Origin of the sequence: Streptomyces rimosus subsp. rimosus (assembly GCF_000720725.1) — a bacterium.
Taxonomy (GTDB): Bacteria; Actinomycetota; Actinomycetes; order Streptomycetales; family Streptomycetaceae; genus Streptomyces; species Streptomyces rimosus_A.
The window spans coordinates 47058-62536 of record NZ_JOCQ01000012.1 but is presented as its reverse complement, the minus strand read 5'-3'; the positions used below and the strand labels follow the sequence as shown (position 1 = coordinate 62536).

The following is a 15479-nucleotide window of genomic DNA, read 5'->3' as shown; positions in this document are numbered from 1 at the left end:
GGAGACGTTGTGGGTGCGAGCCGCGACGGGCACTCGCGTGGGCGAGCCCGGCCCGGGAGCTCCCCCGCCTGGCGCGGAGAGCTCCCGGGCCCGGCCTGTGGACCACAGGCCAGGAGCGGCCCCTCAGGACGGCAGGGTCCACTGCTGGTTGGGCCTGCCGTGGCAGGTCCACAGATGCAGCCGGGTCCCGTCGCCCCAGGTGCTGCCCGAAGCGTCCAGGCACCTGCCGGAGAGGGGGTTGCGGACGGTGCCGTCGTCCTGTGGCCGCCATTCCTGGGCGGGGGTGCCGTTGCACTGGTAGAGCTGGATCTTCGTGCCGTCGGCTGTGCCGCGTCCCTTGGCGTCGAGGCACTTGCCCAGGGCGCGGACGGTGCCGTCACCGGACAGCGTCCACTTCTGGGCCGCCGAGCCGTTGCAGCCGAACAACTGGATCTGGGTCTCGTCGGCGCTGTTGCCTCCGGCGACATCCATGCACTTGCCGTTGACGCCCTTCACCTCGCCCGTACGCGCCCCCGCGGACTTGACACGCACATTGCGGAACGAGACGTGATCGCCATCGCCGTGGTTCTGGAGGCCGACGTGGCCGTCACGGAGGCTGCGTGCGGGATCGGTGTTCGTGAAGTCGTTGATCTTCACGCCGTTGAGGAACACCTCCAGGCGCTCACCGGTGACCTTGAGCTCGTACGTGTTCCACTCGCCGGGCGGATTGAGCGCCTTGTCCCGGGCCGCGGCATCGGGAGCCTTGACGCCGTACACGGCACCCGTCGAACGGTCCGGGCTGTCGGTGGCGTCGATCTGGATTTCGTAGCCCTTCTTCACCGCCGAGTTGGGGTCGTCGGAGGCGGGGAAGCCGATGAAGACACCGGAGTTGTCATCGCCCTCCGCCCGCCAGTCGACCTTGACGGAGTAGTCGCCCTTCAGCTCGCGCGCGCTGTTCCACAGCAGGCCCATGCCGCCCTTCGAGGTGAGCGTCCCGTCGGACAGCGCGAAGGAGCCAGGCCCGGCCTGCTTCCACCCGGTAGTGCTGCTGCCGTCGAAGAGTGACGTGTAGCCGTTCTCCGGGCGGCAGTCCGCCTGGGCCGCTCCCGCCGCCCAGCGGATGCCGCCGAGCAACTGCTTGCGGAAGGCGGGATCGGCATACGATTCGTCGACGTGCCCGAGGCCGGTGTAGAAGGAGCGGCCGGCACCCCCCTCGACGGAGCTCTGGCACCAGGTGATCGGATGGTCGCCGCCCATGGTCCCGCCGGAGTAGCTGGATTCGTCCAGCGAGGCGAGGACACGCGTCGTGGCACGGGGGTTGGCCTTGTAGTTGTACCACTCGTCGAAGCGCTCCCAGGTGGAGCCCAGGTGCGCGGTCGCAGGGTGGGCCCGGTCCTCCACCTGGACCTTGGCCTTCTGCTGGTGGGGGTGGGACTTGAACCAGGCCCCGACGAGCTTGCCGTAGAACGGCCAGTCGTATTCGGTGTCGGCGGCGGCGTGGATACCCACATAGCCGCCCCCGCCGCGGATGTACTTCTCGAAGGCGTCCTGCTGGGCCGGGCCGAGCACGTCCCCGGTGGTCGACAGGAACACGACCGCCTTGTACTTGGCGAGGTTGTCGGCGGTGAAGGCGTTGGCGTCCTCCGTGGCGCCCACGGTGAAGCCGTTCTCACTGCCCAGTCCACGCAGCGCGGCGATACCGCCGTCGATGGACGAGTGCCTGAAGCCCGCGGTCTTCGAGAAGACCAGAACCTTGTACGCGGGATCGGCGGCGGCCAGGCGCGAGGCATGTGCCTCGGGGCCCCGTACTGGCTCGGCGGACGCGACGGCGGGGGATGCCGCCACGCACAGCAGCGCGCCTGACATCCAGCACGCGGCCTTGGTGAAACTCTCACGCATGATGTGGTGCCTCCTTCCTGCTACGGCAGGGTCCACTTCTGGTTGGCCCTGGCGTGGCAGGTCCACAGGTGCAGGGGGGTGTCGTCGTTCCAGGTGCTCCCTGAGGCGTCGAGGCACTTGCCGGAGTGGGCGTTGCGGACGGTGCCGTCGTCCTGCGGCTTCCATTCCTGGGCGGGCGTGCCGTTGCACCTGTAGAGCTGGATCTTCGTGCCGTCCGCCGTACCGCGTCCCTTGACGTCCAGGCACTTGTCCAGGGCGCGGACGGTGCCGTCACCGGGCAGCGTCCACTTCTGGGCGGCCGAGCCGTTGCACCTGTAGAGCTGGATCTGGGTCTCGTCGGCGCTGTTGGCGCCCGCGACGTCCATGCACTTGCCGTTGACGCCCTTGACCGCTCCGGTGCGGGCGCCGGTGCCGGACTTGGTGAACTCGAAGTCGTCGAGGTCGAAGAGGGCTCCGCTGCCGCCCTTGAAGACCAGGTAGAGCTTGGTGGTCTGGTCGGGCAGGTCCTTCAGCGAGGTCTCCACGTCGGTGAACTTCTCCCAGCCGCCGGTCGGCTTCACTTCCGCGGAGCCGTGCAGCGGCCCGGTCGGAGAGCCGGTGCGCAGCTCCAGGGTGCCGCCGGCGCCGCCGGAGGAGACGCGCGCCTTGAGCTTGCTCGCGCCGGTGAGCCGGTAGGGGGCGAAGGAGACCCAGTCGCCGTTGTGGATGTCGCCGACGGTCCTGCCGCCATGGGCGCCGCTCTTGCTGTACGTCTTCACACCGCTCTGGGTGGTGAAGTGCTCGGCCTGACGGGTGCGCGGCTGGAGGACGATCTGGCTCTTGCCGGTCAGGGGCTGCTGGCCGCCCGCGCCCTTGTCGGTGTACTCCGCGCCCACCACGCCGAAGATGTTGGCGTCGTGGTCGTGTTCGCCGTCCTTGGGCGGGGTCATGGTGCCCTCGCAGCCCTGGGTCTTGCTCAGCTCGTGGGCATGGCTGTCGTGTCCGAGGCTGAAGCGGACGGTGACCTTGGAGCAGTCGATTTCCTTGTCTTCGGGGTCGGTCACCTTGACCTTGAAGGGAACCGGGTCTCCGAACTCGTACAGCGAGCCGTTGGCGGGTGTGGTGATCTCGACCTTCGGCTTGGTGTTGCCCACGACGACATGCACGTTCGCGCTGCCGGTGTGGCCCTGGGCGTCCTTGGCGGTGAAGGTCGCCTGGTAGGTGCCGTTCTTTTCATACGTGTGGCTGGGGTTGAGGCCCTCGCCCTTGGTGCCGTCGCCGAAGTCCCACGCGTAGGTCAGGTCCTTGCTGTCACCGTCGGTCGCCTTGCCGGTGAAGGAGACCTTCAGCGGCGCCACCCCGTCGGTGCGGTCGGCACTCGCCTCGGCGATCGGGGTGAGCCCGTCCTTGGCGTACTCGATGCGGTAGAGCGCGGAGTTGGCGTCGCCGTAGAAGTATCCGGTGCCGTAGTCCAGGACGTACAGGGCGCCATCAGGGCCGAACTCCATGTCCATGACCTGGGTGCCGGTCCACGGGAAGTCGTTGATCTTCTGTACGGTCCCGTCGTTGCCCTGCTCGATCCGCTTGATCCAGCGCCGCCCGAACTCGCCCGCGAAGAAGTTCCCGTCGTACTCCTTGGGGAACTTCACCGACGACGTGGAGCCCTCGTCGTAGCGGTAGACGGGACCGGCCATCGGGGACTCGGAGCCGGTGCCGAACTCCGGCACGGAGCCGCCGTCGTACGGAATCCAGGCGGGCTGGGCGGGCGGCAGGTCGGTCAGGCCCGTGTTGTGCCTGGAGTTGTTCTTGGGGGCGTTGCAGTCGAACTTCGCGCCCGACTTGCCGGTGGCGAAGTCGTAGTCGTTGTAGGCGTCGTTCTTGCCGGTGCAGAACGGCCACCCGAAGTTGCCCGGCTTGGTGATGCGGTTGAACTCGACCTGGCCGGCCGGGCCGCGGTTGGGATTGGCGGCACCGGCGTCGGGGCCGTAGTCACCGACATAGACGTCGCCGGTCTTCTTGTCGACGCTCATCCGGTAGGGGTTGCGGAAGCCCATCGCGTAGATCTCGGGACGGGTCTTCTCCTTCTCCTTGGGGAAGAGGTTGCCGTCGGGGACGGTGTAGGAGCCGTCGGCGGCGACCTTGATGCGCAGGATCTTGCCGCGCAGGTCATTGGTGTTGCCCGAGGAGCGGCGGGCGTCGAAGGCGGGGTTCCGCTTGTCCCGGTCGTCGATGGGGGTGTAGCCGTCGGAGGCGAACGGGTTGGAGTCATCACCCGTCGACAGGTAGAGGTTGCCGTCCTTGTCGAAGTCGATGTCGCCGCCGACGTGACAGCACAGGCCGCGTGAGGCCGGAACGTCGAGGACCTTCTTCTCGCTGTTCAGGTCGAGGGTGCCGTCGCCCTTCAGGACGAACCGGGACAGGCGGTTGACACCGTCGAACTTCTTGAAGTCATCGGCGCTCCCGGAGCTGGGAGCATCGCCGTCGGGGGTGTTGAGCTTGGGCGCGTAGTAGAGATAGATCGCCCGGTTGTTCTTGAAGCCCGGGTCCACCCCGACGCCTTGGAGCCCCTCTTCGTCATGGCTGTAGACGGGGATCTTCCCGGCAACGGTGGTGCTGCCGGCCGCGTCGGTGAGGCGCAGCGTGCCGTCACGCGAGGTGTGCAGGACGCTGCGGTCCGGCAGCACCGCCAGCGAGAGCGGCTCACCCATCTCGTCCGGGCCCTTGGCAAGCGGAATCTGAGCAAAGGTCGAATCGGCAGCGGCATGCGCCTGCTTGTCCGCGTGGCCTCCTTTGCCCGTGTGGCCTTCGTGGCCTGCGTGCGCGGTGGCCGCGGCGGGTGTACCCACGGCGAGGAGCAGCCCGACGAGCAGGGCTGCCCCTCTACGGCGTGGGGTGAGTCGTGGACGTTCTCGGAACACGAAGAGTCCCTTCGATACGGGCGTGAAGTCCGGCGCCTTGTGCGGTGCACGGCGCACGTTCACATGACTTCGTCCGGAAGGTAGTCATGTTTCATCGACTCATAAAGACCTTGCGCAGGAAAAAAGTTAACTTTCTACTGAGTAAGAACAAAGTCCGTCCGGGCACGCCGAATACCCCGTCGGCCTCGGCATTTCCGACGGGGCAGCGGCGAGAGAACCCACAGGTCAGCCGCCTAACAGCCGCGATGCGGCGTGGCGCTGCGGAATTCACGCGCGAAGATTCGGTTACGGGAAAAGAGGCTCGCCCCTATGGGCAGGTCGGAGGCGGTCCGTGAACTGGCGCTGGGGACCGGGGGAAAAGCGTGGCATATAAAGACTCCCGTGGTGCGCGAGGCACACATATCGCTGTACGCGTATGGCACCCCGAAGGCGGTTCCATCCCTGAAGGAGAGCGATGCTCACAGCTCGTCCCGCCGCGTTACCCATCCGTTATCCGCCTCGTGGCGCGACGCCCGGCGGACCGGAATTCTCCCGGGCCGGCGGGTGCACGCGGGCGGCGGCCACGCATGCCGTCGGCGGTCGGCCCGGAACGCCTCAGCCGTGGCTTCCGAAAGCGGCGTCGAAGGAGGCGGCCGGGGGTGGGAAGTCGTACGCCTTCAGCCGGGCGAGCGCCTCCGCGGCACCGTGGCGGCGGTCCATCCCGGCGTCCTCCCACTCGACGGAGACGGGGCCTTCGTAGCCGATGAAGCCAAGCACTCGGAAGACGTCCTCCCAGCGCACGTCGCCACGGCCGACCGAGACGAAGTCCCAGCCGCGCCGCGGGTCACCCCACGGCAGGTGGGAGCCGAGGCGCCCGTTGCGGCCGTCGAGGCGTGTGCGGGCCTCCTTGCAGTCGACGTGGTAGATCCGGTCACGGAAGTCGTAGAGGAAGCCGGCCGGGTCGACGCCCTGCCAGATGAAATGGGAGGGGTCGAAGTTGAGGCCGAAGGCGGCGCGGTGGTCCACGGCCTGCAGGGCCCGGTCGGTGGTCCAGTAGTCGTAGGCGATCTCGCTGGGGTGCACCTCGTGCGCGAAGCGGACGCCCTCGGCGTCGAACACGTCGAGGACCGGGTTCCAGCGGTCGGCGAAGTCCTGGTAGCCGCGCTCGACCATGCCTTCGGTGGCGGGCGGGAACATGGCGACCAGATGCCAGATGGCGGAGCCCGTGAAGCCGACCACCGTGTCGACGCCGAAGGCGGCCGCCGCGCGGGCGGTGTCCGCCATCTCGGCCGCGGCCCGTTGCCGTACGCCCTCGGGCTCTCCGTCGCCCCAGACGCGGGGCGGGAGGATGGCCTGGTGGCGCTCGTCGATGATGGCGTCGCAGACGGCCTGGCCGACCAGGTGATTGGAGATCGTCCAGCACCTGAGGCCGTACTTCTCCAGGATGCGGCGCCGGGAGTCCAGATAGGCGGGGTCGGCGAGGGCCTTGTCGACCTCGAAGTGGTCGCCCCAGCAGGCGAGTTCGAGGCCGTCGAACCCGGCGTCGCGAGCAATCCGGCACACCTCCTCAAGGGGGAGGTCGGCCCACTGACCGGTGAAGAGGGTGAAGCGACGGGACATGATGCACAGTCCTCCTCAGTTTGTCGTAGCTGCTGTGGGTGTGACAGTCACGTAGACGCTGTCCTTGGACGCGCTCTCCTCGATGGCGGCGAGCACCTGCTGCACCTGGAGCCCGTCGGCGAAGGACGGTGCGGGCTGGACACCCGTGGCGACGGCGTGAACGAGGTCGCGGGCCTGGTGGACGAAGGTGTGCTCGTAGCCGAGGCTGTGGCCGGGCGGCCACCAGCCGTCGAGGTAGGGGTGATCGGGTTCGGTGACCAGGATGCGCCGGAACCCCGCTTCGGGAGCGGGGACGGTGCCGTCGAAGAACTGGAGCTCGTTCAACCGCTCCAGGTCGAAGGCGAGCGATCCGAGCTCGCCGTTGACCTCCAGGCGCAGCGCGTTCTTGCGGCCGTGGGCGAAGCGTGTGGCCTCGAATGAGGCGAGCGCGCCGGAGGGGAAGCGGCCGATGAACAAGCTGGCGTCGTCGACAGTGACGGGACCGCGCTCGACTCCCCTGGTGGTGGCCGGCGCCGGCGCGGCGGCAGGGACGGGCCGCTCGGTGACGAAGGTCTCGCTGAGTGCCGCGACACCCGCCAGGGGTTCACCCACCAGGTATTGGGCGAGGTCCACGATGTGCGCTCCCAGGTCGCCGAGGGCGCCTGACCCGGCGCTCTCGCGCTTGAGGCGCCAGGTGAGCGGGAAGTCGGGGTCGACGAGCCAGTCCTGAAGGTAGGTGAGGCGGATGTGGCGCAGTGCCCCGAGCCTGCCGACCTCGATCAGAGCGCGGGCCAGGGCGAGGGCGGGCACCCGGCGGTAGTTGAAGCCGACCATGGCGATGCTGCCCGGGTTGCGTGCGGCCGCCTCGGCCATGGCCTCGGCCTCGGCGACGGTGTTGGCGAGCGGCTTCTCGCACAGCACGTGCTTGCCCGCGTCGAGCGCGGCGATGGCGATGTCCGCGTGGCTGTCGCCGGGCGTGCAGATGTCGACGAGGTCGACGTCGTCCCGGGCGATCAGCTGCCGCCAGTCGGTCTCGGCGGACGCCCAGCCCAGCTTGTCGGCGGCGGCACGCACCGCTCGCGGGTCACGGCCGCACACGGCTGCCAGGTGCGGCTCGCTCGGCAGGTCGAACACGCGGGCCGCGGTGCGCCAGCCCTGGGAGTGCACGGCACCCATGAAGGCGTAGCCGACCATGCCGATACCGAGGCGCTGCTTGGGGGCAGCGGTGGAATCCATACGCGAGGTCTCCTTGACGCGGTGGGGGCGGGCATGGTGGGCCAGCCCCGGAGCCCCCACAGCACCGAGGCTGGCCCTGTCTCTGGGGCGGCCTACCGGAAGCCGGTGGACATGTACTGGTCGACGTTGCCCTTGTCGACGACGGCCGAGTAGAGCGTGACCGAGGACGGGATCTCGAACTCGGCCATGCCGCCGATGCCCTTGCCCTGGCCGAGCGCCCGCGCGAGGTCGATCGCGGAGGCGGCCATCGTCGGCGGGTACAGGACGGTGGCCTTCAGCACGCCCCGGTCCTGCTTGATCTCCTGGAACGCCGAGAGCGCGCCCGCGCCGCCGACCATCAGGAAGTCGTCGCGTCCGGCCTGCTTGATGGCGCGCAGGGCGCCCACGCCCTGGTCGTCGTCATGGTTCCACAGGGCATCGAAGTTCTTCTGCGCCTGGAGCAGCTGCGACATCTTCGCCTGGCCGGACTCCACGGTGAACTCGGCGGCCTGCCGGGCGACCTTCTCGATGTTCGGGTAGTTCTTCAGCGCGTCGTCGAAGCCCTTGGTGCGCTGCTTGGTCAGCTCCAGGTTGTCCAGCCCGGCCAGCTCGACGACGCGGGCGTTCTTCTTGTCCTTGAGCTTCTCGCCGATGTAGTGCCCGGCGTTGAGACCCATGCCGTAGTTGTCGCCGCCGATCCAGCAGCGGTAGGCCTGCGCGGACGCGAAGGCCCGGTCGAGGTTGATCACCGGTATGCCCGCGCGCATGGCCTTGAGGGCGACCTGGGTGAGGGCCTTGCCGTCGGCGGGCAGGATGACGAGGACATCGACCTTCTTGTTGATGAGGGTCTCCACCTGGCCGATCTGGGCGGCGGTGTCGTTGGAGCCCTCCGTCGCCTCCAGGGTGACGTCCTTGTACTTCTTCGCCCGGTTCTTGGCGTTGTCGTTGATGGCCTTGAGCCAGCCGTGGTCGGCCTGCGGTCCGGCGAAGCCGATGGTCACTTTCTTGCCGGGCTTGTCGTCGGCGACGGCGGCCTGCTGAGCGTCGCCTCCGCCTCCGTCCTTGGGCTGGTTGGAGACGCACGCGGTGAGCAGCGCGCCGGCCGAGAGGGCGGCGGTGCCGAAGAGCATCCGTCTGCGGGTGGTGTTCACGTTCTGTGACATGGTCGTGGTTCTCCTTGCGCGGGCTTACTCACGGGCCGTGCGGTGCTGGACCAGGACGGCGGCGACGATGATGGCGCCCTTGGCGATCTGCTGGACGGCGGTCTCCAGGTTGTTGAGCGCGAAGATGTTGGTGATGGTGATGAAGATCAGCACGCCGAGCACGGAGCCGGTGATGGTGCCGCGCCCGCCGCTGAGCAGGGTGCCGCCGATGATCGCCGCGGCGATGGCGTCCAGCTCGTACAGGTTGCCGTTGGTGTTCTGGCCCGAGCCGGACAGCACGATCAGCAAGAAGGCGGCGATGCCGCAGCACAGGCCGGACAGCAGGTACAGGTAGAGCCGCTGGCGCCGTACGTCGATCCCGGCCAGGCGCGCCGCCTCCGCGTTACTGCCCACCGCGACCGAACGCCGCCCGAACGTGGTGCGGTTCAGCAGCAGCCAGCCCACGACGGTCACGGCCGCGAAGACCATGACCAGCGGCGGGACACCGAGGATGTACGAGTCCCGCTCGCCCAGCTTGAGCACGCCGTCCACGGTGACCACCTGGGTCTTGCCGTCGGTGATCTGCAGAGCCAGGCCGCGTCCAGCAGCCAGCATGGCCAGCGTCGCGATGAACGGCACCAGGCCGCCGTACGCGATCAGCAGGCCGTTGACAAGGCCGCAGCCCAGGCCGACGACGACAGCGGTGAACAGGATGCCCGCGAAGCCGTACTCCTGAGTGGCAACCGTCGTCGCCCACACCGACGCCAGCGCGACGATCGCCCCCACGGACAGGTCGATGCCGCCGGAGATGATGACGAAGGTCATGCCGACGGTGACGACCCCGATGACGGATGCCTGCGTGAGGATCAGCTGGACGTTGCTGGTGTCCAGGAACGAGTCGGGCTGGGTGACACCGCCGACGACCACGAGGACGGCAAGGACACCGAGCAGCGACAGCGTCCGCATATCGAGGCGGAAGCCGAGCGCGGGCCGTCGCGGTGGCGGCACGTCGGGGGCGGATTTCTCAGCCGCGGGTGCGGTCGCGGACTGCGTCATGATGAGTGGTCCCCTTCCATTACGAGATCGAGTACGCGGTGCTCGTCCAACTCCCCCGCGGGCGCGGTGTGTACGATCCGGCCCTCGCGGAGCACCAGGACCCGGTCGGCGAGGCCGAGGACCTCGGGCACCTCACTGGAGACGAGCAGCACGGCGAGCCCCTCGTCGGCGAGCCCCCGCACAACGGCGTACAGCTCGGCACGGGCACCGATGTCCACGCCGCGCGTCGGCTCGTCGAGCAGCAGCACCTTGCAGCCGCGCAGCAGCCAGCGGGCCAGGACCGCCTTCTGCTGGTTGCCGCCGGACAGGTTTTTGACCTGGGCGTCCGGGTTGTCCGGGCGCAGCACCAGCTCCCGTGTGGCCTGCTGGGCGGCGGTGCGCTCCGCGGTCCGGTCGAGCCAGCCCGCACGCGAGAACCGGCTGAGCGTGGAGACGGAGACGTTGCGCGTGACGGATTCCAGCATCAGCAGGGCCTGCGCCTTGCGCTCCTCGGGGGCAAGACCGATGCCGGCACGCACGGCGGCGCGGACGTCGCCGGGCCGCAGCGGTTCCCCATTGACGAACACCCGACCTGTGGCGGGTCTGCGGGCGCCGTAGATGGTCTCCAGGATCTCGGACCGTCCCGAGCCGACCAGGCCCGCGAGGCCGACAATCTCGCCGGGGTGCAGACCGAAGGTGACCGGCTCGAACTCCCCTTCACGGCTGAGCCCTTCGACTTGCAGGACCGGCGTGGCCGTGGTCGGGGAGCCGGGCGAGCGGTCGGGGAAGACGTGCTCCACGTCCCGGCCCGTCATGAGCGCGACGATGTCGCGGGCGGGAGTGGAGACGGCCGGGAGGCCGTCGGCGACGGAGCGGCCGTCCTTCAGGACGGTGACGCGCTTGCCGATGCGCCGGATCTCCTCCAGGCGGTGCGAGATGTAGATGACGGCGACCCCGTCGGCGGTGAGGCGCTCGATGATGCGGAAGAGATTGCGGACCTCGTCCGGGTCCAGCGCTGCCGATGGCTCGTCCATCACGATCAGACGCACCTCGTGGGAGAGGGCGCGGGCCATCGAGACGATCTGCTGCTGGGCTGCCGAGAGCTCACCGACCAGCGTGGCCGGGTCGACCTCCGGATGGCCGAGCCGACGCAGCAACTCGGCGGCGGTGCGCCGTGCGGACCTGGTGCGGACGACGAATCCGGCGCGTGTCGGTTCGTGGCCGAGGCTGATGTTCTCCGCCACGGAAAGGTGCTCCACCAGGTCGAGTTCCTGGTACATGGTCGCGATGCCCAGGCGCATCGCGGCGGTCGGGGACTTCAGACGCGTGGAGGTGCCCTGCCAGAGGATCTCGCCGCCATCGGGCTGATGGACACCGGCCAGGACCTTGATCAGGGTGGACTTGCCCGCGCCGTTCTGGCCGAGGAGGCAGTGGACCTCCCCCTCGGCGACGGTGAGGTCGACACCGTCCAGGGCACGGACGCCCGGGAAGTGCTTGGTGATCCCGGTCATCTTGAGGAGAGGAGGCGGCATGCCACCTTCCGTGGGCTCATGGGGTGTTGGCGACATGGTGTTCCTCGGTTCACTGGGGGCACACAGTCACGGCGCTGGCGCCGCCTGCGCGAGTGATGCGTCTGAGACGAACAGGAGAGTGATACGAGCCGAGCGCCCACCGCGCGAGATGTGCGGGCGAGCGGAGGCGTTCGCGGGGCCCACGGTGCGGCCCGCCGGGTGCGGCGGGGATCACGAGCCCGGGCACCGCGGCGAAGGTTGCCGGAGCGCCTGAGGGTGCGTACCGGCCCTCAGGGATGCCCGGTGCCTGGTACGCCGGAGGTGTGGTTCAGGCGCCCCACCGCCAGCGGGGTGTCACGGCGGTGGGGCGGGTTCTTGGGGTCAGGCCGGGGAGAAGAGGTGGTCGGTGATGAGGCGCGCGGCGCCGATGGCGCCGGCGACCGGGCCGAGGTCGCCCAGGACGATGGGCAGATTGCCGGTGGCCAGCGGCAGGGACCTGCGGTAGACCTGCGTGCGGATGGCGGCGAGCAGGCCGTGGCCCAGGCCCGTCACCCGACCGCCGAGGACGACGAGACTCGGGTTGAAGAAGGAAACCAGTCCGGCGATCACGTGCCCGACGTGGTCCCCTCCCGCACGGATGAGATCGAGGGCGACGGCGTCGCCGACGTTCGCGGCCGCCCCGACGTCGGCCGCGGTGAGCGTCCCGGAGGCGGCCAACCGGTCGGCCAGCGCACCGGTGCTGTGCCCGGACTCGACTGCGGCGAGCGCGTCCCGGGCGAGCGCGGCCCCACTGAAGTGGGCCTCCAGGCAGCCGCGGTTGCCACAGGCGCAGGGGTGACCGTCGGGGTCGACCTGGATGTGGCCGATGTCCCCCGCGCTTCCGGAGGCGCCACGGTGCACCTGGCCGTTGACGACGATCCCGCAGCCGATGCCGGTGCCGATCTTCACGCACAGGAAGTCGTCGACGCGCTTGGCGACTCCCGCGTGCCGTTCACCGAGCGCCATCAGGTTCACGTCGTTGTCGACCATGACCGGGCAGCCCAGCACCTGGCTGAGCGCCTTCCGCACGGGGAAGCCGTCCCAGCCGGGCATGATCGGCGGCGCGACCGGAACCCCTTCGGCGAAGCGCACCGGCCCGGGAATCCCGACTCCGGCACCGTCGAAGCTCTCGGCGAGGCCGGCCGCCTTCAGCTTCCCGGCCATGACCACGACTTGCTCGAAGACCGCAACCGGGCCTTCCCGTACGTCGATCGGCTCGTTGAGGTGCCCGAGCACCTCCAGTTCGGCGTTGGTGACAGCGACGTCCACCGAGGTGGCGCCGATGTCGACGCCCAGGAAGCGGAGTTCGGGTGAGAGCCGGATGCGGTGCGAGCGGCGGCCGCCCCGCGAGGCGGCGAGCCCGTCGACCACGAGGAGCCCGGCGGACATGAGCCGGTCGACCTCGACCGCGACCTTCGAGCGTGACAGGTCGATGAGACCGCTGAGCTCCGCACGCGAGCGGGGGCCCTCGTCACGCAGCAGCTTGAGCACTCGCTCCTGATGCGCGTTGGCCGGCCGTGCTGTCATGCGCCTCACGTCACCCCTCCCGCCGTTCACCGGGCCTTCGGTGTCTTCGCGCTGGAACGTAGCAGCGATCGCCGGTATCAGGGAAGAAGTTAGTCAGAAATAGCCACTACTTTCTCTTCGATGGAGACAAAGTAGTGGGGAGATTCGTCCCGCCAGGGAACAAAATGCCCGACAAACCGCAGCGTTCGAGCGCCCCCTTCGCGGCTGACAACGCACCGCCATCGAGCCGCCGCCATCGCGCCCGGCATCCGACGCGGGCCCGAGAGCACGTGGGGACCCGCTGCCGCCGTGCGACGACTTCTTGGCCCCGCCTCACCCGACGGGCAGGTTCGCGACCTCATCGAGGTGCGCCTGAACACCTGGAATGAACCTTCGGGTCCGTGTGGGCCACGTCGCGCCCTGACAGGGCCGCCGGCACGACAACCCCACCAGGTATCGGCTTCATAACGCCGCGGGACGGCATGTCCGCCGCCCGCTCTTCACCGCGACGGTGAATCTCTCTTGCCCCACAGGATGACTAGCATGCGCGACAGCACCACCGGCGCCGCCACTCCCGACGAGACTTGCAGCGACGCCGACTTGTCCGCCCGCATACGCAGCGGCTCACGCTCGGCGGCCGACGCCGTGCTGGTCGAGCTCTACCGTCGTCACCACGCATCGGTCCTCGCCTACGCACGCAGTTGCACACAGGACTCCCACACGGCGGAGGACCTGGCGTCGGAAGCGTTCACTCGCGCGCTGCATGCCGTGCGGCACGGCGCCGGCCCCCAGAACGCTTGGCGCCCCTACCTGCTGACGGCCGGCCGCCGCACGGCGGCCGCCTGGGCCGCCACGGCACGCCGCACCGAGCTGTCCGCCGACTTCGAGACCTGGTTGTCCAAGGCGTCGGCAGCGGAGAGCGGAGAGGAATGGGCGCTGCGCCGCCAGGATGCCGACCTGGCACTGCGCGCCTTCCAGAGCCTCCCTGACCACTGGCAGACAGCCCTGTGGCACTCAGCTGTCGAGGGCGAGTCGCCCGCACGCATCGCGCCACTGCTCGGCCTCAGCTCGAACGGCGCCGCCTCCCTGACCTCACGTGCCCGAGAAGGCCTGCGCGAGGCGTACCTCGCCCAGTACGCGTCGGACAGCGCGGCATCCGAGGAGTGCCGGTACTTCACCGGCCTGCTGGCCGCCTCCATCCGCAGCTCCGGTCGCCGCCATCGCACGCACCGCGGCCTGAAGCGCCATCTGGCGAACTTCCCCCGCTGCCACCGCGCGCGCAGCGAACTGCGGGACCTGGGCAAGCTCCTGAGCTTCGCCCTCCCGGTAGGGCTACTGCTGTGGACGGGGGCTTCGTACGGGACGAAGGCCACCGCTGTGACGTGAGCGCTTCCCGGCCCCAATGGCACCGCCGCCTCCCCGGCTCTGAGTGTCGCCGCGAGCGTCGGAGGCGTCGGTGCCTCTGTGCTCGTGGCCGCTCTCGTCGGATACGCGTTGTGGCCGGACGGCGGCGGGCCGTCGGCTGTTCCTCCGGTCGCCGCCAGCGCCCCACCTGCCGCCTCCGCCTCCGCCTCTGACCTGGACAAGAGCAAACGCCGGAGCCCTGCACCTTCTTCTCGTGCTACACCCCATTCGTCCTCGCCCTCCTCCTCGTCTTCCTCGTCCCCTTCACCCCCTTCCGCCACCCCGCCCGCACCCAGCACACAACCATCGGCACCCCCGTCGTGGCAGCCTGCCGCAACCGACCGCACGCGACTCCCGATCGCCTCCACCGGCCGGTGCATGGACATCTCCACGAAGGAGGGCGCCGAACCGCACGAAGCCGCCTGCGACGTCAGCCGTTCGCAGCAGTGGGAACTGCTGGTCGACCGGGCCGCCCAGGAAGTGCGCATCCGCAATTACGCGACCGGCATGTTCCTCACCCACACCGGCCAGCCGACGGACGGTGCCCCGGCCCGCCAGCGGCGCGCCAGCGACTCCCCCGCGCTCACGGCCCGCTGGACGTACTTCCTCGACCAGTCGGGCCTGGTTGCCTTCGCACAGAAGGGCAACCATCTGTACTTCCTCGGCCTGGACGACTGGAACGGTGCCGCCGAAGGAAGAGCGCCCCCGGCCATCGGGACGACGGCGAACTACTACCACTCTCCCTCGCTACGATTCCGTTACGGGGATGCCGCCTTCCGCGGCTGACCACCTCAGATCCCACGCTGGGCGGAGGCCAGCGCCTCGACGCGCGGTGGCCCGTCCTCCGTCGAACCGGCACACGAGGCCGTATGCGCGCGAGGGAGGTGCCCCGTGGGCTCAGGCGTTGGCCTCCGTGCGTACCCGATCAGTGACGGCGACTGCCAAGGCGTAGTCGCCACGTGCCAGATCGTGGAACGCGCAGCTGCCGTCCGGCCCAGTGCCCGTCGCGGTCACCTCGCTGCCTGCCGCGTCCCGCAGCGCGCAACGGACTCCGGCGACAGACTGGCCCCGCACGCCTGGACGCTCCCGCAGTGCGTTCCGGAGCAGTGCGGACAACGGGGTTCGGTGGTGTGCGGAAGCTCGACCTGGCAGTCGTCGACGGAGCCGCCGTCGACCGGCACGCTGACGGTGTGCGGGTGGTGCCGTGGCTGCTCACCCGACCACGCCGGGGGGCTCCTGCGCGGCACGCCGGTGTATGCGGCCACGGTCAAACC

General features: G+C 69.4%; 10 protein-coding genes. 2 read left to right on the top strand and 8 right to left on the bottom strand.

Features of this window, described 5'->3' with window-relative positions; genetic code table 11:
• Positions 1-123 precede the first annotated feature (123 nt).
• From IH45_RS0109040 to IH45_RS0109005, 8 genes are all read right to left on the bottom strand, one after another.
• Complete coding sequence (locus IH45_RS0109040) at positions 124-1878, bottom strand: ThuA domain-containing protein (RefSeq protein WP_030664153.1); 1755 nt, start codon at positions 1876-1878, stop codon at positions 124-126.
• 20 nt (positions 1879-1898) lie between these two features.
• The gene (locus tag IH45_RS0109035) at positions 1899-4775 is read right to left on the bottom strand and encodes a PQQ-dependent sugar dehydrogenase (RefSeq protein ID WP_030664150.1); all 2877 of its coding nucleotides are present in this window, start codon (positions 4773-4775) and stop codon (positions 1899-1901) included.
• Between the two features lie 594 nt (positions 4776-5369).
• Positions 5370-6374, bottom strand: a complete 1005-nt coding sequence (locus tag IH45_RS0109030) for a sugar phosphate isomerase/epimerase family protein (RefSeq protein ID WP_030664147.1) — start codon at positions 6372-6374, stop codon at positions 5370-5372.
• A gap of 15 nt (positions 6375-6389) precedes the next feature.
• The gene (locus IH45_RS0109025) at positions 6390-7589 is read right to left on the bottom strand and encodes a Gfo/Idh/MocA family protein (protein ID WP_030664143.1); all 1200 of its coding nucleotides are present in this window, start codon (positions 7587-7589) and stop codon (positions 6390-6392) included.
• A 92-nt stretch (positions 7590-7681) separates the two neighbouring features.
• Positions 7682-8731 carry a substrate-binding domain-containing protein gene (locus IH45_RS0109020; protein ID WP_030664140.1) on the bottom strand — a complete coding sequence of 350 codons (1050 nt, stop codon included), beginning with the start codon at positions 8729-8731 and terminating at the stop codon, positions 7682-7684.
• Between the two features lie 24 nt (positions 8732-8755).
• Positions 8756-9766, bottom strand: coding sequence for an ABC transporter permease (locus tag IH45_RS0109015; protein WP_030664137.1), 1011 nt, complete (start codon positions 9764-9766; stop codon positions 8756-8758).
• Positions 9763-11256: a sugar ABC transporter ATP-binding protein gene (locus IH45_RS0109010; RefSeq protein WP_030664134.1), complete on the bottom strand. Its 1494-nt coding sequence runs from the start codon at positions 11254-11256 to the stop codon at positions 9763-9765. The genes IH45_RS0109015 and IH45_RS0109010 overlap by 4 nt, the downstream gene beginning before the upstream one ends.
• 381 nt (positions 11257-11637) lie before the next feature.
• Positions 11638-12822: an ROK family transcriptional regulator gene (locus IH45_RS0109005; RefSeq protein ID WP_030664130.1), complete on the bottom strand. Its 1185-nt coding sequence runs from the start codon at positions 12820-12822 to the stop codon at positions 11638-11640.
• A gap of 522 nt (positions 12823-13344) precedes the next feature.
• Between IH45_RS0109005 and IH45_RS01000000143350 the strand changes: the two genes are divergently transcribed.
• Both IH45_RS01000000143350 and IH45_RS1000000150605 read left to right on the top strand, forming a co-directional pair.
• A complete protein-coding gene (locus IH45_RS01000000143350) occupies positions 13345-14187 on the top strand; it encodes an RNA polymerase sigma factor (RefSeq protein WP_050514672.1) in 843 nt (280 codons plus the stop codon).
• 78 nt (positions 14188-14265) lie between these two features.
• On the top strand, positions 14266-14991 hold the full coding sequence (locus tag IH45_RS1000000150605) for an RICIN domain-containing protein (RefSeq protein ID WP_324607926.1): 726 nt from the start codon (positions 14266-14268) through the stop codon (positions 14989-14991).
• Positions 14992-15479: the final 488 nt, after the last annotated feature.